Genomic DNA, 19527 nt, shown 5'->3' on the forward strand with positions numbered 1-19527 from the left:
GCGGACCCACAGCAGAGCACCACATTGCACACTGCACGAAGGGGAAGCCATGACAGCGACGACCGACGGAAGCACCGGGGCCCTGCCGCCCCGCGCTGCCGCGGCCAGCGAAACCCGCCTCGACATCCCCGAGGCGGCCGGGACACAAGAAGCCGCCGTGCGTGCCGTCCGGCGCGCCACCGACCACCTGCTCGCCCGCCAGGACGCCGAGGGCTGGTGGAAGGGCGATCTCGAGACCAACGTCACGATGGACGCCGAGGACCTGCTGCTCCGTCAGTTCCTCGGCATCCGGGACGAGTCCACCACCAGGGCCGCCGCCAAGTTCATCCGCGGCGAGCAGCGTGAGGACGGTACCTGGGCCAGCTTCTACGGCGGGCCCGGCGAACTCTCCACCACCGTCGAGGCGTACGTCGCCCTGCGGATGGACGGTGACGCTCCGGACGCCCCGCACATGGCGAAGGCCTCCGCCTGGATCCGCGCCCAGGGCGGTATCGCCGCCGCCCGGGTCTTCACCCGGATCTGGCTCGCCCTGTTCGGCTGGTGGAAGTGGGAGGACCTGCCCGAACTCCCGCCGGAGCTCATCTACTTCCCCAAGTGGGTCCCGCTCAACATCTACGACTTCGGCTGCTGGGCCCGCCAGACCATCGTCCCGCTGACGATCGTCTCCGCGAAGCGCCCGGTCCGCCCCGCGCCCTTCCCGCTCGACGAGCTGCACGCCGACCCGGCCGACCCGAACCCGGCCAAGCCGTTTGCCCCGGTGGCCAGTTGGGACGGTGCCTTCCAGCGGCTCGACAAGGCGCTGCACCAACTGCGCAAGGTGGCCCCGCGCAGACTGCGCAGAGCCGCCATGAACAGCGCGGCCCGCTGGATCATCGAGCGGCAGGAGAACGACGGCTGCTGGGGCGGCATCCAGCCCCCTGCCGTGTACTCCGTGATCGCCCTGCACCTGCTCGGCTACGACCTCCAGCACCCGGTCATGCGGGCCGGCCTGGAGTCGTTGGACCGGTTCGCCATCTGGCGCGAGGACGGGTCCCGGATGATCGAGGCCTGTCAGTCGCCGGTGTGGGACACCTGCCTCGCCACCATCGCGCTCGTCGACGCGGGCGTGCCCGCCGACCACCCGCAGCTCGTCAGGGCCGCGGACTGGATGCTCGGCGAGGAGATCGTGCGGCCCGGTGACTGGGCGGTCAAGCGGCCCCAACTCCCGCCGGGCGGCTGGGCGTTCGAGTTCCACAACGACAACTACCCCGACATCGACGACACCGCCGAGGTCGTCCTCGCCCTGCGCCGGGTCCGGCACCACGACCCCGAGCGGGTGGAGAAGGCCATCGGGCGCGGGGTGCGCTGGAACCTCGGGATGCAGTCGAAGAACGGGGCCTGGGGCGCCTTCGACGTCGACAACACCAGTCCGTTCCCCAACCGGCTGCCGTTCTGCGACTTCGGTGAGGTCATCGACCCGCCGTCCGCCGACGTCACCGCCCACGTGGTGGAGATGCTGGCGGTCGAGGGGCTCGCCCACGACCCGCGCACCCGGCGCGGCATCGAGTGGCTGCTCGCCGAACAGGAGCCGGACGGCTCGTGGTTCGGGCGCTGGGGCGTCAACTACATCTATGGCACGGGCTCGGTGGTGCCCGCGCTGACGGCCGCCGGGCTGCCCGCCTCGCACCCCGCGATCCGGCGGGCGGTGGCCTGGCTGGAGAAGGTGCAGAACGACGACGGCGGCTGGGGCGAGGACCTGCGCTCCTACAAGTACGTCAAGGAGTGGAGCGGCCGCGGTGTCTCCACGGCCTCGCAGACCGCCTGGGCGCTGATGGCGCTGCTGGCCGCGGGGGAGAAGGACTCCAAGGCCGTCGAGCGCGGCGTGGAGTGGCTTGCGAGCACCCAGCGCGAGGACGGCTCCTGGGACGAGCCCTACTTCACCGGCACCGGCTTCCCCTGGGACTTCTCCATCAACTACCACCTGTACCGGCAGGTCTTCCCGCTCACCGCCCTCGGCCGCTACGTCCACGGAGAACCGTTCTCCCGGACCGAGGCCGTCTGATGAGCGCCCAGCCCGCCACCGCCCCGCTGCTGATCGCCTGCGCGCTCGGCATCGAGCACCTCGCCCTGCGCACCGGCGAGCGCGGCGGGGCCGGCGGGCCGGTCACCCTGCTCAGGACGGGCATGGGCCCCAGGGCGGCGGAACGGTCCGTCACCCGGCGCCTGGCCGATCCCGCCCTCGCCGGGGCCGCCGTACTCGCCACCGGGTTCTGTGCGGGACTCGCCCCCGGGATGCACCCCGGCGACCTGGTCGTCGCCGAGGAGACCCGGGATCCGGACGGAACCGTTCCGTGCGCGGAGACCGACCTGCTCGTCAAGGAGCTGGTGCGGGCCGTGCCGGGACGCACCGTGCACACCGGACCCCTCACCGGCTCCGATCACGTCGTCCGTGGTCACGAGCGGTCGGAGCTGCTCGCGACCGGCGCGATCGCCGTCGACATGGAGTCCGCGGCCACGCTTCTGAGCGCCGTGCGCACGGGCGAGCGCCCCGTTGCGGCCGTCCGGGTGGTCGTGGACGCTCCACAACATGAACTCGTCCGGATCGGCACGGTACGCGGTGGAATATCAGCTTTCCGCGTTCTTCGTTCCGTCCTTCCCGCTTTCTATGAATGGCACCGTTCCTTGCTGCTCCCCAGGAGGTGAGCCAGATGGCCATGCCGCTGCGCCAGTCCATCAAGGTCGCTACATACTTGGCCGAACAGAAGCTCCGCAAGCGGGACAAGTTCCCGTTGATCGTGGAGCTCGAGCCCCTCTTCGCGTGCAACCTCAAGTGCGAGGGCTGCGGCAAGATCCAGCATCCCGCGGGGGTGTTGAAGCAGCGCATGCCGGTCGCGCAGGCCGTCGGAGCGGTGCTGGAGTCCGGTGCGCCGATGGTGTCCATCGCCGGCGGCGAGCCGCTGATGCACCCTCAGATCGACGAGATCGTGCGGCAGTTGGTGGCGAAGAAGAAGTACGTCTTCCTCTGCACCAACGCCATGCTGCTGCGCAAGAAGATGGACAAGTTCACGCCCTCGCCCTATTTCGCCTTCGCGGTGCACATCGACGGGCTGCGCGAGCGGCACGACGAGTCCGTTGCCAAGGAGGGCGTGTTCGACGAGGCCGTGGCGGCGATCAAGGAGGCCAAGCGGCGCGGCTTCCGGGTCACCACCAACTCGACCTTCTTCAACACCGACACCCCGCAGACCATCATCGAGGTGCTCAACTTCCTCAACGACGACCTCAAGGTCGACGAGATGATGATCTCGCCCGCCTACGCCTACGAGAAGGCGCCCGACCAGGAGCACTTCCTGGGCGTGGAGCAGACCCGCGAGCTGTTCAAGAAGGCCTTCGCGGGCGGCAACCGGCGCAAGTGGCGGCTCAACCACTCCCCGCTCTTCCTGGACTTCCTGGAGGGCAAGGTCGACTTCCCGTGCACGGCCTGGGCGATCCCCAACTACTCCCTGTTCGGCTGGCAGCGCCCCTGCTATCTGATGAGCGACGGGTACGTGCCGACCTACCGCGAACTCATCGAGGAGACCGACTGGGACAAGTACGGCCGCGGCAAGGACCCGCGGTGCGCCAACTGCATGGCGCACTGCGGCTACGAGCCCACCGCCGTCCTCGCCACCATGGGCTCGCTCAAGGAGTCGCTGCGGGCCATGCGCGAGACCGTCAGCGGAAACCGCGAGTAGCGCCATGACCGCCATTCCCTTGGGCGTCCCCGAGGTACCGGTCCGGCCGATCGCCGAGCGGCGCGTGTCGCGGCAGATCATGGTCGGGCCGGTGGCGGTCGGGGGCGGGGCCCCGGTGTCGGTGCAGTCGATGACGACGACCCGTACGTCGGACATCGGTGCCACCCTGCAGCAGATCGCGGAACTGACCGCGTCCGGCTGCCAGATCGTCCGCGTCGCCTGTCCCACACAGGACGACGCGGACGCCCTCGCGACCATCGCGCGCAAGTCGCAGATCCCGGTGATCGCGGACATCCACTTCCAGCCCAAGTACGTGTTCGCGGCGATCGAGGCCGGCTGCGCGGCCGTACGCGTCAACCCCGGGAACATCAAGCAGTTCGACGACAAGGTCAAGGAGATCGCGCGGGCCGCGAAGGACCACGGCACGCCGATCCGGATCGGGGTCAACGCCGGGTCGCTGGACCGGCGGCTGCTCCAGAAGTACGGCAGGGCGACCCCGGAGGCGCTGGTCGAATCAGCGCTGTGGGAAGCCTCGTTGTTCGAGGAGCACGGTTTCCGGGACATCAAGATCTCCGTCAAGCACAACGACCCCGTGGTGATGGTGGCCGCCTACCAGCAGCTCGCCGAGCAGTGCGACTACCCGCTGCATCTGGGGGTCACGGAGGCCGGGCCCGCCTTCCAGGGGACGATCAAGTCGGCGGTGGCCTTCGGGGCGCTGCTGTCGAGGGGGATCGGCGACACCATCCGGGTCTCCCTGTCCGCGCCGCCCGCCGAGGAGGTCAAGGTCGGCATCCAGATCCTGGAGTCGCTCGGGCTCAGGCAGCGGCGCCTGGAGATCGTCTCCTGCCCGTCCTGCGGGCGGGCGCAGGTGGACGTCTACAAGCTGGCCGACGAGGTCACCGCGGGTCTCGAGGGCATGGAAGTGCCGTTGCGGGTCGCGGTGATGGGGTGTGTGGTCAACGGTCCCGGCGAGGCGCGGGAGGCGGACCTGGGGGTCGCCTCCGGCAACGGCAAGGGGCAGATCTTCGTGAAGGGTCAGGTCGTCAAGACCGTCCCGGAGTCGCGGATCGTGGAGACCCTCATCGAGGAGGCGATGAAGATCGCCGCACAGATGGAGCAGGACGGCGTCGCGTCGGGGGAGCCGGCCGTCACCGTGAGCTGAACAGCACGGACCGAAGGGGGCCCGACCGTGACCATTCTGGAGAACATCCGGGGACCACGCGACCTGAAGGCGCTGTCCGAGTCGGATCTCGGCGAACTGGCCGAGGAGATCAGGGAGTTCCTGGTGCACGCCGTCGCCAGGACCGGCGGGCACCTCGGGCCCAACCTGGGGGTGGTGGAACTCACCGTCGCGCTCCACCGGGTCTTCGAGTCGCCGGTCGACCGCATCGTGTGGGACACCGGCCACCAGAGCTATGTCCACAAGATCCTGACGGGGCGTCAGGACTTCTCCAAGCTGCGCGGCAAGGGCGGTTTGTCCGGCTACCCCTCGCGCGAGGAGTCCGAGCACGACATCGTCGAGAACAGCCACGCCTCCACCGCCCTGGGCTGGGCCGACGGGCTCGCCAAGGCCCGCCAGGTGCAGGGGGAGAAGGGGCACGTCGTCGCGGTCATCGGCGACGGGGCGCTCACCGGCGGCATGGCCTGGGAGGCGCTGAACAACATCGCGGCCGCCAAGGACCGGCCGCTGATCATCGTCGTCAACGACAACGAACGCTCGTACTCGCCGACCATCGGCGGCCTCGCCAACCACCTGGCCACCCTGCGCACGACCGACGGCTACGAGAAGGTGCTGGCCTGGGGGAAGGACGTCCTCCTGAAGACCCCGGTGGTCGGCACCACCATCTACGAGTCCCTGCACGGCGCGAAGAAGGGCTTCAAGGACGCCTTCGCTCCGCAGGGCATGTTCGAGGACCTCGGGCTGAAGTACGTCGGCCCGATCGACGGACACGACATCGGGGCCGTCGAGTCGGCGCTGCGGCGCGCGAAGCGCTTCCACGGGCCGGTGCTGGTCCACTGCCTCACCGAGAAGGGACGCGGCTACGAGCCCGCCCTCGCCCACGAGGAGGACCACTTCCACACCGTGGGCGTGATGGACCCCCTGACCTGCGAACCGCTCGCGCCGTCCAACGGGCCGTCCTGGACCTCGGTGTTCGGCGACGAGATCGCCGCGATCGGGGAGGAGCGGGAGGACGTCGTGGCGATCACGGCGGCCATGCTGCACCCCGTGGGGCTGGGCAAGTTCGCGGCACGGTTCCCGGACCGGGTGTGGGACGTCGGCATCGCCGAGCAGCACGCGGCGGTCTCCGCGGCGGGCCTCGCCACGGGCGGCCTGCACCCCGTCGTCGCGGTGTACGCCACCTTCCTGAACCGGGCCTTCGACCAGCTCCTGATGGACGTCGCCCTGCACCGGTGCGGGGTCACCTTCGTCCTCGACCGGGCCGGGGTCACAGGGGTGGACGGGGCCTCCCACAACGGCATGTGGGACATGTCCATCCTCCAGGTCGTGCCCGGACTGAGGATCGCCGCGCCCCGGGACGCCGACCAGCTCCGGGCGCAACTGCGGGAGGCGGTCGCCGTCGACGACGCGCCCACCCTGGTGCGGTTCCCGAAGGAGTCGGTGGGTCCGTCGGTGCCGGCGGTCGACCGGGTGGGGGGCCTGGACGTCCTGCACCGGTCCTCGGGTGCGCCGGACGTCCTCCTGGTCGCCGTCGGCGTGATGGCCACGGTCTGTCTCCAGGCCGCCGAGCTGCTGGAGGCCCGAGGCATCGACTGCACGGTCGTGGACCCCCGTTGGGTCAAACCCGTCGACCCCGCGCTGCCGGGCCTCGCGGCGGAGCACCGGCTGGTGGCCGTGGTCGAGGACAACAGCCGGGCCGCCGGAGTGGGGGCCGCGGTGGCCCTGGCCCTCGGTGACGCCGAAGTCGACGTGCCGGTACGGCGGTTCGGCATCCCGGAGCAGTTCCTCGCGCACGCCAAGCGGGGCGAGGTGCTCGCCGACATCGGTCTGACGCCGGTCGAGGTGGCGGGACGGATCAGTGCGAGCCTGGCCGTGAAGGCACAAGTCGACGTCAAGGAGACAGCGGAATGACCACGGAGTTCGACCTCGGCAGACTCCTGGCCGAGCGCGGGGCCGAGCGCTACGAGCTGCATGGCAGATACCTGAACCACCAGCTCCCGCGCATGCTGCGCACCATCGGCTTCGACAAGGTCTACGAGCGCGGCGAGGGCGCCCACTTCTGGGACGAGGACGGCAACGACTACCTGGACATGCTCGCCGGGTTCGGGGTGATGGGCCTGGGGCGCCACCACCCCGTCGTCCGCAAGGCGCTGCACGACGTCCTCGACGCCTCTCTCGCCGACCTCACCCGCTTCGACTGCCAGCCGCTGCCCGGGCTGCTGGCGGAGCAACTGCTCACGCACAGCCCGCACCTGGACCGGGTGTTCTTCGGCAACAGCGGCACCGAGGCGGTGGAGACCGCGCTGAAGTTCGCCCGGTACGCCACCGGGAAGCCCCGCGTCCTGTACTGCGACCACGCCTTCCACGGGCTGACCACGGGCTCCCTGTCGGTCAACGGCGAGTCCGCCTTCCGCGACGGGTTCGCGCCCCTGCTGCCCGACACGGCCGTCCCCCTCGGTGATCTCGACGCCCTGGCCGCGGAGTTGCGCAAGGGCGACGTGGCCGCCCTGGTCGTCGAACCCATCCAGGGCAAGGGCGTGCACGAGGCGCCGCCCGGGTATCTGCGGTCCGCGCAGGAGCTGCTGCGCAAGCACAAGGCGCTGCTCATCGCCGACGAGGTGCAGACCGGGCTCGGCCGGACCGGGGACTTCTACGCCTACCAGCACGAGGACGGGGTCGAGCCCGACCTGGTGTGCGTGGCCAAGGCGCTCTCCGGCGGCTACGTCCCGGTCGGCGCCACCCTCGGCAAGGACTGGATCTTCAAGAAGGTCTACTCGTCGATGGACCGGGTGCTGGTGCACTCGGCGAGCTTCGGGTCCAACGCCCAGGCGATGGCGGCCGGGCTCGCGGTCCTGTCGGTCATGGAGAACGAGCAGATCGTCGCGAACGCCCGCGCCACCGGTGACCTGCTCCGGTCCCGGCTCGCGGAACTGGTCGACAAGTACGAACTGCTCGCCGACGTGCGCGGCCGGGGCCTGATGATCGGCATCGAGTTCGGCAGGCCGAAGTCGCTCAAGCTGCGCAGCCGCTGGACCATGCTCCAGGCCGCCCGCAAGGGTCTGTTCGCGCAGATGGTCGTCGTCCCGCTGCTCCAGCGGCACCGGATCCTCACCCAGGTCTCCGGCGACCACCTGGAGGTCATCAAGCTGATCCCGCCCCTCGTCATCGGGGAGAGGGAGGTAGACCGGTTCGTCGACGCCTTCACGGACGTCATGGACGACGCGCACAGCGGTGGCGGGCTGATGTGGGACTTCGGCAAGACGCTGGTGAAGCAGGCGGTGGCCAACCGGTAACCACCCTCCGCGAGCTTTTGCCTCTGAGGCAACAAATTTGCCGCAGAGGCAATGCTCCGGCTCAATGGAGGTATGACCTCCCCGGAAGCCTTCACGGAGCTGCCCTCGGTGGCTCCCCAGTTGCGCGCACTGCGCCGCCGCGCCTCCCTCACCCTGGAGGCCGCGGCCGGTGCCGCGGGGCTGTCGGCCGCCCATCTGTCCCGGCTGGAGACCGGACAGCGCCAGCCCTCGCTGCCGATGCTGCTCGCGCTCGCCCGTATCTACGGTACGACGGTCTCGGAACTCCTCGGTGAGACGGCCGCCGACCGGGACGCCGTGGTCCGCGCCGCCGACATGGAACCGACCGAGGCGGGCGGCTGGACCTACTTCCAGGCGGGCGCGGCCGGCCGTGGGATGCAGGCCCTGCGGGTGCGGGTGCCGCACGGCTCGCAGGGCGACATCGTGCGGGTGCACCCCGGCGAGGAATGGCTGTACGTCCTCAGGGGCCGGCTCCGGCTCCGCCTCGGGGACGCCACGCACCGGCTCGGTCCCGGCGACAGCGCGCACTTCGACTCGCTGACCCCGCACCGCATCGCCGCCCAGGACCCCGACGGTGTCGAGCTCCTGTTCGTCCACACCCTTTTGCAGAGTCCCACGGCCACGCTGTGCCTGGGCCCCACCCCTGGAGAGACGTCATGAGCGACATGGAGGAGAAGTTCCCCCGCGCCCTGTGGGTGCGCCTCATCATCTACCTGGCCATCGGCCACGTCTTCGCGGCCTTCATCTACTTCCTCTTCGAGGTGGGAGCCGGGCAGTAGCGGGCGTACGGCTCAGTCGAGCAGGCGCTCCCGCAGCCGCTCGCGGATCTCGGGCGTGAGGCCGAGACCCTCCTCCAGGTAGATGTCGACGCTGCCCCACGTCTCCTCGATGGTGTCGAAGGCCGCCGTCAGGTACTCGGCGCGGGCCTCGAACAGGGGGCTGAGCAGCTCCATGACCTCGGGGGAGTAGGCGTCGGCGGAGGTGCTGGTGCGGCGGACCTTGTAGCGGCGGTGCTTGGCGTTCGACTCCAGGTAGTCGGCGACGATCGCCTCGCGTTCCACTCCCAGGGCGAGCAGGGTCACGGCGACGGACAGCCCCGCGCGGTCCTTGCCGGCCGCGCAGTGCATGAGGGCGGGCACGCTGTCCTCGGCGAGGGAGCGCAGCACCTGGGCGTGCTCGGCGGTGCGCTCCTTGACCATCGTGCGGTAGGAGTTGATCATGCGGTCCGCGGCCTTGCCGTCGCCGAGCAGCTCACGGAGCTGTTCTATGTCGCCGTCGCGGACCATCTTCCAGAACCAGGTGCCCTCCGCCGGGTCGCTCAGCGGCAGGTTCACATTGGTGACGCCCGGCAGCTCGACGTCGGGGCCCTCCAGCTTCTGGTCCGCCGCGTTGCGGAAGTCGAAGATCGTGTGCAGCCCCAGGGAGGCGAGGAAGACCGCGTCCTCCGCGGTCGCGTGCGCGAGGTGACCGCTGCGGAACAGCACTCCGTGCCGCACCCGCCGCCCGTCCGCCGTCGGCAGTCCGCCCACGTCACGGAAGTTCCGGACACCTGCCAGTTCGGGTTCGGTCGACGGGATCTGCTGCGTCACGGGGGCTCCTCCCAGCCGGGCTCCGCCGACGCGGCTCGTCGGCGGGGCACGTCCTCGACGATACGACATGGATTCCTGGGGCAATGAGTTGTCCACAGGGCCGGTAATGACTTGTCCACAGCCGTTGCAGCCAGGGCCGTCGGCCGTTGATGATGTTGGGGCCTGAGCGCCCCTGTGGGCACCTGTTCGGATCTGTGAGGAAGCATCATGCTGGAGATCGCCGAGAACGGCCGTACGTGGATTCTGTCCGGGCCGGCCAGCAGTTACGCCCTGCACCTCACGGCCGAGGACGAGCTGCTGCACCTGCACTGGGGGCCGAGGATCGCCCTGGCCGACGCCGAGGCCCTCGCCATGAGTCCGCTGCCCGGGTACTGGCCCTTCGAGTCCCCGCTCGACGGCCGCGAGGAGTACCCCGTCGAGGGCGGCCCCCGCTTCACCCGCCCCGCCCTGTCCGTGCGCACCCACGAGCGGCGCGGCACCGAGTGGAGCTTCGACGTGTACGACACCGAGGGCGACGAGCTGCGGCTGCGGTTCCGCGACGGCGGACTGACCATCACGCTGCACTACCGGATGCGCGACGACGTCCTGGAGCGCTGGGTGAGCCTCGACAACCAGGGCCCGGACCCGGTCGAGCTGCTGCGCGCCGACTCCGCCACCTGGACCCTGCCCGACCGTGAGGACGGCTGGCGGCTGTCCCAACTGCACGGCCGCTGGGCCGCCGAGTCCCTGCTCACCCGGACCCCGCTGACGTACGGCGAGAAGGTCGTCGGCAGCCGCCGCGGCCACACCGGACACCAGCACCTGCCGTGGGTCGCGCTCGACACCGACGCCACCGAGGAGCGGGGCGAGGTCTACGGGGTCGCGCTCGGCTGGTCGGGCTCCTGGCGCATCGCCGTGGCGCAACTGCCCGACGCGCGCGTGCAGATCACCGGCGGTGCCGGGTACGACGACTCCGGTCTGCTCGAACTGGCGGCCGGGGAGTCCTTCACCACGCCCGTCTTCGCCGGCCTCTGGAGCGACGGCGGCCACGGCGGCGCGAGCCGCGCCTGGCACGCCTACCAGCGGGCGTACGTCATACCGGACGCGGACCAGGACCGGCCCGTGCTGTTCAACTCCTGGGAAGCCACGAACTTCGACATCTCCGAGGACCAGCAGGCCGCCCTCGCCCGGCGGGCCGCGGCGATCGGTGTCGAGCTGTTCGTGGTCGACGACGGCTGGTTCGGCGCCCGCACCAGCGACCGGGCCGGGCTCGGCGACTGGGCGCCCAACCCCGACCGCTTCCCCTCCGGCCTCAAGCCGCTCGCCGACCAGGTGCACGCGCTCGGCATGCAGTTCGGCATCTGGGTCGAGCCCGAGATGATCAACCCGGACAGTGAGCTGTACCGCGCCCACCCGGACTGGGTGCAGTACCAGACAGGACGGAAGCGGACGGAGTTCCGCAACCAGCTCGTGCTGAACCTCGCGCGCGAGGACGTCCGGCAGTACCTCTGGGAGCAGCTCGACACCCTGCTCTCCTCGGCCCCGATCGACTACGTGAAGTGGGACTTCAACCGCTGCTTCACCGACGCGGGCTGGCCCGGCGAGTCCTACCCGCAGCGCCTGTGGGTCGACCATGTGCGCGGCTTCTACGCCCTCCTGGACCGGCTGCGGGCGGCTCACCCGGGCGTGGCCTTCGAGTCCTGCTCCGGGGGCGGCGGCCGGATCGATCTCGGCGTGCTCAGCCGCACCGACCAGGTGTGGACCTCGGACAACACCGACCCCCTCGACCGGCTCGCCATTCAGTACGGCTTCAGCCAGATCCATCCCGCGCGGGTGATGGCCGCCTGGGTCACCGACAGCCCGAACACCCAGCTCAACGGTCGGGTGAGCTCGCTGCGGTTCCGGTTCGTGAGCGCCATGGCCGGGGTGCTGGGGGTCGGCGGGGACCTCACGGAGTGGAGCGAGGAGGAGCTGGCCGAAGCCCGTCGGTGGGTGGACCTCTACAAGGAGATCCGGCACGTGGTGCAGCGCGGCGAGCTGCACCGGCTGCGGCCGCCGCGGGGCGGACTGAGCGCGGTGCAGTACGTCCTCGGGGACGAGACCGTCGTCCTCGCCTGGCTCCAGGCGCAGAAGTACGGCGAGCCCGTCGCCGCGCTGCGGCTGCGCGGACTCGACCCGACAGCGACGTATGAATGCCTCGAAACGGGCGAAGTGTACCGAGGGGGCGTACTGCTGCACCACGGACTTCGTACCGGTTTGCGCGGAGATCTCGATGCGACGGTTATCCGACTGCGTCGCATCTAGGGCTTCTGTCCGAATTGGCGCTTTACGCCCAACTCCACCCAGGATGAGGGTTCCTGTGAATTCGTGACGTGAGCAGCGTCATATCCGTGACGGTGCGTCGCGCGTCATGTTCACGTAATTCATGGGTCCGACAAGGGGATTCGGGTGGGTGAAGGGTGTCCGATGCACTCAGGGTGACCGGTAATTCCCATTAGGGATCAACAGAAACGCCCGCACGGGCAACCACTCACTTGTCCCTTTGCGTCTTGCTCGTTTACGTTCGCCACCGATCCGGTCGGACGCCCAATCCTGCCGCCGAACGGATTCCGCACATCTACTCACCCGTGTACGGCAGGAGCGGGGGACCCACAGGCACAACCGCCTGTTCCGGTCTCCGGAACAGGCTAGGGGTTAAGTCGCGTTTCGGCGCGGCCGGGCATCTCCAGCTCGCACCCGACAGCTCACCTCGCAGGCGCCGGAGAGGAATTCGTCATGCCCGCGAAGGGTAAGCACCGCCGTCCGAAGTCCCAGCGCTTCGCCCGCTCGATCGCCGTCGCCGGAACCGGGGGCGCCGCGCTCGCCCTCCCGCTCATGGGAGCCACCGGAGCGCACGCCGCCCCTTCCCAGTCCGTTTCGGAAAAGGCCGTTCAGTCGCTTCCGGTCACGCAGAAGTCCGCCGAAAAGACGGCCGCGAAGAAGGACAGCGCGAAGACCGCGACCGTGCGCACCTATTCGGTGCGGGTCGGCGACTATCTCTCGAAGATCGCCGACGAACAGCACGTCAGCGGTGGCTGGAAGAAGCTGTACGCCGACAACCGTCAGGCCGTCGGTGACGACCCGTCGCTGATCCACCCGGGTCTGAAGCTCTCGATCGGCAAGAAGGCCAAGACGAGCGCGACGAAGTCCCACTCGTCGTCTTCGTCTTCGTCGTCCTCGTCCTCTTCCTCTTCTTCGGCGAAGACCGAGAAGACGGAGGCGAAGAAGTCGTCCGCCGAGTCGGCGGCCGCCACGCAGAGCTCGAACACCGCCAGCGGCTTCACGCTTCCGGTCAGCGGCGCCACCATCGGCACCGGGTACCGCGTCTCGGGCAGCATGTGGTCCAGCGGCTACCACACCGGTGTCGACTTCGTCGTCCCGACCGGCACCTCCCTCAAGGCCGTGGGCGCGGGCACCGTCGTCTCCGCGGGCTGGGGCGGCGCCTACGGCAACCAGGTCGTCATCAAGCTGGCTGACGGCTACTACGCGCAGTACGCCCACCTGTCCCAGCTCTCCGTCTCGGCCGGCCAGGCCGTGACCGCGGGCCAGCAGATCGGCCTCTCCGGCGCGACCGGCAATGTGACCGGCCCGCACCTGCACTTCGAGATCCGCACCACGCCGGACTACGGCTCCGACGTGGACCCGGTCGCCTACCTCCGTTCGAAGGGCGTCGCCGTCGGCTGACGACGCCTCATGTGCCACCGAAGGCCGGACCCCGATCCCCGGGTCCGGCCTTCGGTGTGCGCGGGGGAGGGGCCGCGGGCGCACCTGCCCGCAGCTTCATGATCAGTTCATTGCGTTCCTGTGGCGGGCACACTCGGGGCGTCGACAGGTGGGGGAGGGGCGGGGCACAGTGAACTCCCCTGCTGTGCAAGCGCTTTCTAAGGGTCCAGTCCCTTCACGAAAGGAACCGTCCGCCATGACGACCACGCGCAGAGCCTTCGGAGCCCTCGCCGCCGGCGCCGCCCTGGCCGCTCTCGCCCCCGCGGCCACCGCGAACGCCGGCCCCCGCCATCGCCGTCTCCTCGCCCACGACGACTTCCGCCACGGCCTCGGCCGTTGGGCCGTCGAACTGGAGCAGGGCGGCACGGTCACCGCGCGGCGCGGGATCCTGGAGGTCGACGTGCCGGCTGGCGCCACGATCTGGTTCCGGCAGCCGCTCGAAGGGCCCTACGTCCTGGAGTACACCGCCACCCCGGTGTCCGCGGGCGGGGTCAACGACCGGGTCTCGGACCTCAACAACTTCTGGAACGCGGTCGACGTCCGGTCCCCCGACGACCTCTTCGCCACCCACCGGGGCGGCGCGCTCGCGGAGTACGACTATTTGCAGACCTACTACTCCGGCTACGGCGCCAACTACAACACCACGACACGGCTGCGCCGCTATGTCGGCGAGCCCGGTGTGCGGCCCCTGATCCTCGACTACACCGAACCGCTGCTGGTGGCGAACGAGCCGAACCGGGTGCGGATCGTCTCCGACGGCTCCACGGTGCAGTGGTGGAACAACGGGCGGCTCGTGCTCGACCACACCGACCCGGAGCCGTACACGCGCGGGCACTTCGCGTTCCGGACGACCTGGAGCCATTTCCGGATCAGGGACTTCAAGGTGTGGCGGTCGCAGCGTCAACATTCCTGACGAGAGGCCTATTCCTCGTTTGGCCAACACTTTAGGAGTGGCTTATCTCACCGCCCGTCAAGTCCTTCCTACGGTCGCGTAGGTCACATTCGAAGGTGAATCATGAACGGCTGTGGCAGACGATTCGAAGAATGACAGCAGCTCAGTGATCGGGTCGTACGTGGCGGTGGGGGACAGCTTCACCGAGGGCGTCGGCGACCCCGGCCCCGACGGGGCGTTCGTCGGTTGGGCCGACCGGTTCGCGGTGCTTCTCGCGGACCGGCGGCCCGAGGGCGACTTCAGGTACAGCAATCTCGCCGTCCGCGGGAAACTCCTCGACCAGATCGTCGAGGACCAGCTTCCGCAGGCCGTCGAACTGGCACCGGACCTGGTGTCGTTCTGCGCCGGCGGCAACGACATCATCCGGCCCGGTACCGACCCCGACGAGGTCGCCGAGCGCTTCGAGCGGGCCATCGCCCGGCTCACGCAGGCGTGCGGCACGGTCATGGTGACGACCGGCTTCGACACCCGTGGCGTGCCGGTGCTCAAGCATCTGCGCGGCAAGATCGCCACGTACAATGGACATGTCCGGGCCGTCGCCGACCGGTACGGGTGCCCGGTGCTCGACCTGTGGTCCCTGAAGACCGTCCAGGACCGGCGGGCCTGGGACAACGACCGGCTGCACCTGTCTCCCGAGGGGCACACGCGCGTGGCGCTTCGCGCGGGACAGGTGCTGGGACTGGAGGTCCCGGCGGACCCGGACCAGCCCTGGCCGCCGCTGCCCCCGCGCGGACCGCTGGACGTACGGCGCGACGACGTGCACTGGGCGCGCGAGTACCTGGTGCCGTGGATCGGGCGCCGGCTGCGGGGGGAGTCCTCCGGGGACCATGTGACGGCCAAGGGTGTTCTGTCGCCGGACGACATCAAGTCGCGGATCGCGAAGGTGGCTTGAGGCGCGGCGCGGGTCGGTGTGCTGGGGCTGGGCGGGCTCGCCCGCTGGGTTCGTGGTTTGGGTGTCCGGGGCTTGTGGGGTTGTTAGGTGGGTCCTTTTCGGCGAGCGGCTGTAGGCGGGCGCGGTGTCCGAGTGCTGGGGCTCCGGCGTGCCTTGTGTGTCAGGTGACTTGAGTCGTGCCGGGTGCCGGGTGCCGGGTGCCGGGTGCCGGGTGCCTGGGGTTGGGTGCCTGGCGTCGGCCTGTCCCGGTGTCCAGGGCGGGTCGTCGAGTCGGCGCCCCGGCCGCGTGTCGTTGCCGGGCGGACTTCGGGCCGGTACGCGCCCGAGCTGCGCGGCGCCGGTGTGTCGAGGGCCCGGCGTCGCGGCCGATCGCGTGCCGGCGCTACGTCGGCCCCGTGTCGTCCAGTCCGAGTTCTCGTGCCAGGGCCTCGTCCACCCACTCCTGGGCCCGGTATCTCGCCACCGCGCCCGCGTAGGACGTCAGTTGGACAGCCAGGCCGTCCAGGAGGGCGGTCAGGCGCAGGGCGGTGGCCTCCGGGTCCGGGCAGTGGAACTCGCCCGCGGCCACGCCCTCGGCGATCACCTCCGTGAGCGCCGCCTTCCAGCGTCTGTCGAGGTCCCGGGTGACCTCCCGGAGCGCCGGATCGCGCAGGGCCACCGCCCAGCCCTCGATCCACAGGCGCCAGCCCTTGGCCTGGCCCGTCGGGGCGTACCAGCGCACGGCCGACCGGAGCCGGCGAAGAGCGGTGGTGCGGCGGCAGAGAAGTTTGCGCAGACGGGCCAGGTCGTCCTCGGCCGCGTAGGTGAACGCGGCGGCGACCAACTGCTCCTTGGTGGAGAAGTGGTAGAGCACCAGGGCGTTGCTCACCCCGAGCGCCGAGGCCACGTCGGCGATCCTGACGGCCGCCACGCCCCGCGACTCGATCTGCTCGATGGCGGCCCGCAGCAGCTCCTCGCGCCGCTCGGCCACCGTCAACCGCACTCTCGCCACGGGGTCACCCTAATCCGTCCCCGGTGCGGCACCGCCTGACCGGCCAGGTCAGCGATACCGGCCGAACCGCTCGGCAATCACCGGCAACCGGTCCGCGACCAGCGCGTGCGCGGCGGCGCGCGGCGAGGTGCCGTCGGTCCCCGCGCGCGCCAGCACCTGCTCGACCAGGGCGCGCATGGACCGTCGTACGTGCGCGAAGGCATCGTCCGCGTCCGGCCCGATGTCGCCGAACAGGGTCCACCACCACCAGGCGTTCGTCCCGGAGTTGACCACCACGTCCGGCAGTACGGTCACCCCGCGCGCGGCCAGCAGGGCCTCCGCCGCGGGCAGTACGGGCATGTTGGCCGCCTCGACGATCCAACGGGCCCGGATCCGTTCCTGGTTGCCGGTGTCGACGGCGTAGGACACCGCCGCGGGCACGAGCACCTCCGCGTCGAGCGACAGCCAGGCCTCGCCGGGCAGTTCGCGGTCGATGGGGCGCAGGGCGGAACGGTCCACGGTGCCGTGGGCGTCCCGGGCGGCCAGCAGCGCCTCGACGTCGAGCCCTGCCGGGTTGAAGACCGTGCCCTTGATGTCGGCGACGGCCACGACCGTGAGCCCCGCGCGCGTGAGGAAGCGGGCCGTGGCACCGCCCATGGTGCCGAGACCCTGCACGGCCACGCGCGTGCCCGCGTACGGAACGCCGGCCGCGTCCAGGGCCGTGAGCACCGACTCGGCCACCCCGCAGCCACCCGCCAGCGCGTCGAGCCCGATGCCGTCCACCTCGACGGCGAACGCGTCCGCGAGCCGCCGCCGGGCCGCGGCCTCGTCGTCGAGCAGCGGATAGACCGCCTGGATCGAGGAGACCAGGCCCGCCTCCGCGGCGGCCCGGTCCACCAGGTCCTGGCTGAGCCCGAGGTCCTCGCCGGTCGTCCAGAAGTTCTCGACGTACGGCCGCACGGCGCGCAGGTAGCGCACGAGCAGGCCGTACGCCTCCGGATCCCGGGGGTCGCAGTCGATGCCGCCCTTCGCCCCGCCCAGCGGGACGTACCGCGCCGCGGGGTCGTAGTGCAGGGCTTCCTTCATGGTCATGCCGCGGGCCAGCCCGGTGACCTCGTCCAGCGTGCAGCCGGGGCGCATCCGCAGACCGCCACTGGCGACACCCCGCACCAGCCGGTCGACGACCAGGAAGCCCTGGCGGCCGGTGACGTGGTCGGTCCAGGTGAGCGACAGCAAGGGGGTGGTCACACGGGCTCCGGTACGGGCGGTCGGCGGGCGGCTACTGAACGGGGAGTCAGTATTGGGATGCGGCCGCACGCTGTCAACGTGATCGGCTCCGACGGCGTCCTCACGGGTGTGACCGGACAGACCCGGGCACTGTCAGAGGGGCGGACCATAATGGATGCCTCAGCGACTCCACCTGGAGGTACCGTGACCGGCTTCCGTCCCTTGAGCTCCGGGCTCCGCGCGCTGCAGCCCGCGGCCTTCGGTGCGGACCCGAGCGGCGAGCGCATGGCGCGCATCCGCAGATCCCCCCACTTCGCCAACGGTGTCTTCCAGAACCCCGGCGGAACGGCCCGGACCCGTCCCGACGGTTCGGCGGTCGACTTCGCCAAGGTCTTCTTCGACAGCGACGGCCGCCGGCAGCGGGCCCCGGAAGGCCGCATCCCGGTGCACGCCACGACGCTCGCCGACCTCTCCAAGCCCCCGGCCACCGGGCTGCGGCTGACCTGGATGGGGCACTCCAGCGTGCTCGCCGAGATCGACGGGCGGCGGGTGCTGTTCGATCCCGTGTGGGGTGAGCGGTGCTCCCCCTTCCCCTTCGCCGGGCCCAAGCGGCTGCACCCCGCGCCCCTGCCGCTCGCCGCGCTCGGACCGGTCGACGTCGTCGTCATCTCCCACGACCACTACGACCACCTCGACATGCCCACGATCAAGGAACTGGCCGGGACGGACACCGTCTTCGCCGTGCCCCTCGGCGTGGGCGCCCATCTCGAGCACTGGGGAGTGTCCGCGGACCGACTGCGCGAGCTGGACTGGCACGAGTCGACCCAGGTCGCCGGACTGACGCTGACGGCGACCCCGGCCCGGCACTTCTGCGGCCGGGGGCTGCGCAACACCCAGCACACGCTGTGGGCGTCCTGGGTCGTCGCCGGCGACGAGCACCGGATCTACCACAGCGGGGACACCGGGTACTTCGACGGGTTCAAGGACATCGGCGCGGCCTTCGGGCCCTTCGACGCCACGATGATCCAGCTCGGCGCCTACTCGGAGTTCTGGCCGGACATCCACATGACGCCCGAGGAGGCCGTGCGGTCCCATCTGGATCTGCAGGGCGGGGACGCGGCCGAAGGGGTGCTGCTGCCGATCCACTGGGGCACGTTCAACCTCGCGACGCATCCCTGGGCGGAGCCTGCCGAGCAGACGATGCTGCTGTCCCACAAGGCCGGGGCCACCATGGCCACGCCTCGGCCCGGGGAGCCGTTCGAGCCGGGCGCGGTCCCGGTGGCCGACCCGTGGTGGCGGGGCGTGGCGAGGGCGCCGGCTGGGGGATGGGCCGCGTTGCCCACGGTGGTGGGGGAGCCGGAGCCGTCGGCTGAGCGGTGAGGTGAGTGGGGGTCCGGTGCCGGTGGTTTCCCGGTGCCGGGTCCGGGGGTGGTACCTGGCCCGGGTGCCGGGGTGAGTGGTGGCGCCGGTCGGGGGATGGGCTGCGTTGCCTGCGGTTGTGGGGGAGCCGGTGGTGTTGGTCGAGCGGTGAGGTGAGCGTGGGGTCCGGTGCCGGTGGGTTTCTCGGCGCCGGGTCCGGGGGTGGTACCTGGCCCGGGTGCCGGGGTGAGTGGTGGCGCCGGTCGGGGGATGGGCCGCGTTGCCTACGGCAGTGGGGGAGCCGGAGCCGTCGGGTCGAGCCATGACGTGAGCGTGGTTCCGGCGCTGGTGGGTTTCCCGGCGCTGGTACCTGGCCCGGGTGCTGGGTCCGGTGGTGGCGCGGGGCCGGGGTGGGGCGTGTAGGGCGCGGTGGCCGTGCCGGTCGGGGGTGTGGTGCGTAAGTCGGGGCGTTGTGCCGGTCGGGGGTGCGGCGCGTAAGTCAGGTGATCGTGCCGCATGGGGGTGGGCACGTGGGGCCGCGGGGTTGGTGTCGCTGCGGTCGGTCGGGTGGGGCATCCGGCGGCGGCAGGGTGGTG

Annotated in this window: 16 protein-coding genes and 1 riboswitch; of the genes, 13 read left to right on the forward strand and 3 right to left on the reverse strand. The window is 70.7% G+C overall.

What is annotated here, in order from left to right; all coding sequences use genetic code 11:
• Positions 1-49 precede the first annotated feature (49 nt).
• From shc to ACZ66S_RS10555, 8 genes are all read left to right on the forward strand, one after another.
• The gene (gene shc, locus ACZ66S_RS10520; RefSeq protein ID WP_469901103.1) at positions 50-2041 is read left to right on the forward strand and encodes a squalene--hopene cyclase; all 1992 of its coding nucleotides are present in this window, start codon (positions 50-52) and stop codon (positions 2039-2041) included.
• Positions 2041-2682, forward strand: coding sequence for a phosphorylase family protein (locus ACZ66S_RS10525; protein WP_469901104.1), 642 nt, complete (start codon positions 2041-2043; stop codon positions 2680-2682). Before shc ends, ACZ66S_RS10525 begins: the two co-directional genes overlap by 1 nt.
• A gap of 5 nt (positions 2683-2687) precedes the next feature.
• On the forward strand, positions 2688-3710 hold the full coding sequence (hpnH, locus tag ACZ66S_RS10530; RefSeq protein ID WP_469901105.1) for an adenosyl-hopene transferase HpnH: 1023 nt from the start codon (positions 2688-2690) through the stop codon (positions 3708-3710).
• Between the two features lie 4 nt (positions 3711-3714).
• A complete protein-coding gene (gene ispG, locus ACZ66S_RS10535; protein ID WP_469901106.1) occupies positions 3715-4872 on the forward strand; it encodes a flavodoxin-dependent (E)-4-hydroxy-3-methylbut-2-enyl-diphosphate synthase in 1158 nt (385 codons plus the stop codon).
• Between the two features lie 27 nt (positions 4873-4899).
• Positions 4900-6801 carry a 1-deoxy-D-xylulose-5-phosphate synthase gene (dxs, locus tag ACZ66S_RS10540; RefSeq protein ID WP_469901107.1) on the forward strand — a complete coding sequence of 634 codons (1902 nt, stop codon included), beginning with the start codon at positions 4900-4902 and terminating at the stop codon, positions 6799-6801.
• Complete coding sequence (locus ACZ66S_RS10545) at positions 6798-8183, forward strand: aspartate aminotransferase family protein (RefSeq protein WP_469901108.1); 1386 nt, start codon at positions 6798-6800, stop codon at positions 8181-8183. Before dxs ends, ACZ66S_RS10545 begins: the two co-directional genes overlap by 4 nt.
• A 72-nt stretch (positions 8184-8255) precedes the next feature.
• Entirely contained in the window at positions 8256-8861 is a 606-nt protein-coding gene (locus tag ACZ66S_RS10550) for a helix-turn-helix domain-containing protein (RefSeq protein WP_469901109.1), read from the forward strand.
• Entirely contained in the window at positions 8858-8980 is a 123-nt protein-coding gene (locus ACZ66S_RS10555; RefSeq protein WP_469901110.1) for a DUF6126 family protein, read from the forward strand. Before ACZ66S_RS10550 ends, ACZ66S_RS10555 begins: the two co-directional genes overlap by 4 nt.
• 12 nt (positions 8981-8992) lie before the next feature.
• On the opposite strand, the gene ACZ66S_RS10560 is transcribed toward ACZ66S_RS10555, so the two are convergent.
• The gene (locus tag ACZ66S_RS10560) at positions 8993-9790 is read right to left on the reverse strand and encodes a tyrosine-protein phosphatase (RefSeq protein WP_469901111.1); all 798 of its coding nucleotides are present in this window, start codon (positions 9788-9790) and stop codon (positions 8993-8995) included.
• 207 nt (positions 9791-9997) lie between these two features.
• Here ACZ66S_RS10560 and ACZ66S_RS10565 point away from each other — a divergent pair, with 207 nt between their 5' ends.
• From ACZ66S_RS10565 to ACZ66S_RS10580, 4 genes are all read left to right on the forward strand, one after another.
• Positions 9998-12073: an alpha-galactosidase gene (locus ACZ66S_RS10565; protein ID WP_469901112.1), complete on the forward strand. Its 2076-nt coding sequence runs from the start codon at positions 9998-10000 to the stop codon at positions 12071-12073.
• A gap of 308 nt (positions 12074-12381) precedes the next feature.
• Positions 12382-12542: riboswitch (cyclic di-AMP (ydaO/yuaA leader) on the forward strand.
• A gap of 2 nt (positions 12543-12544) precedes the next feature.
• On the forward strand, positions 12545-13492 hold the full coding sequence (locus ACZ66S_RS10570) for a M23 family metallopeptidase (RefSeq protein ID WP_469901113.1): 948 nt from the start codon (positions 12545-12547) through the stop codon (positions 13490-13492).
• A 235-nt stretch (positions 13493-13727) separates the two neighbouring features.
• Positions 13728-14444 (forward strand): DUF6250 domain-containing protein, encoded by a 717-nt coding sequence (locus ACZ66S_RS10575; RefSeq protein WP_469901114.1) that lies wholly within the window; start codon positions 13728-13730, stop codon positions 14442-14444.
• 145 nt (positions 14445-14589) lie between these two features.
• Complete coding sequence (locus ACZ66S_RS10580; protein WP_469901115.1) at positions 14590-15375, forward strand: SGNH/GDSL hydrolase family protein; 786 nt, start codon at positions 14590-14592, stop codon at positions 15373-15375.
• Positions 15376-15757: 382 nt separating this feature from the next.
• Here the strand turns inward: ACZ66S_RS10580 and ACZ66S_RS10585 are convergent, their stop codons facing one another.
• The gene (locus ACZ66S_RS10585) at positions 15758-16366 is read right to left on the reverse strand and encodes a TetR/AcrR family transcriptional regulator (RefSeq protein ID WP_469901116.1); all 609 of its coding nucleotides are present in this window, start codon (positions 16364-16366) and stop codon (positions 15758-15760) included.
• Positions 16367-16414: 48 nt separating this feature from the next.
• Complete coding sequence (locus ACZ66S_RS10590; protein ID WP_469901117.1) at positions 16415-17593, reverse strand: Glu/Leu/Phe/Val dehydrogenase dimerization domain-containing protein; 1179 nt, start codon at positions 17591-17593, stop codon at positions 16415-16417.
• Between the two features lie 183 nt (positions 17594-17776).
• Here ACZ66S_RS10590 and ACZ66S_RS10595 point away from each other — a divergent pair, with 183 nt between their 5' ends.
• Positions 17777-18952 (forward strand): MBL fold metallo-hydrolase, encoded by a 1176-nt coding sequence (locus ACZ66S_RS10595; protein ID WP_469901118.1) that lies wholly within the window; start codon positions 17777-17779, stop codon positions 18950-18952.
• Positions 18953-19527 lie beyond the last annotated feature (575 nt).

The organism is Streptomyces sp. NPDC107471 (assembly GCF_055582845.1).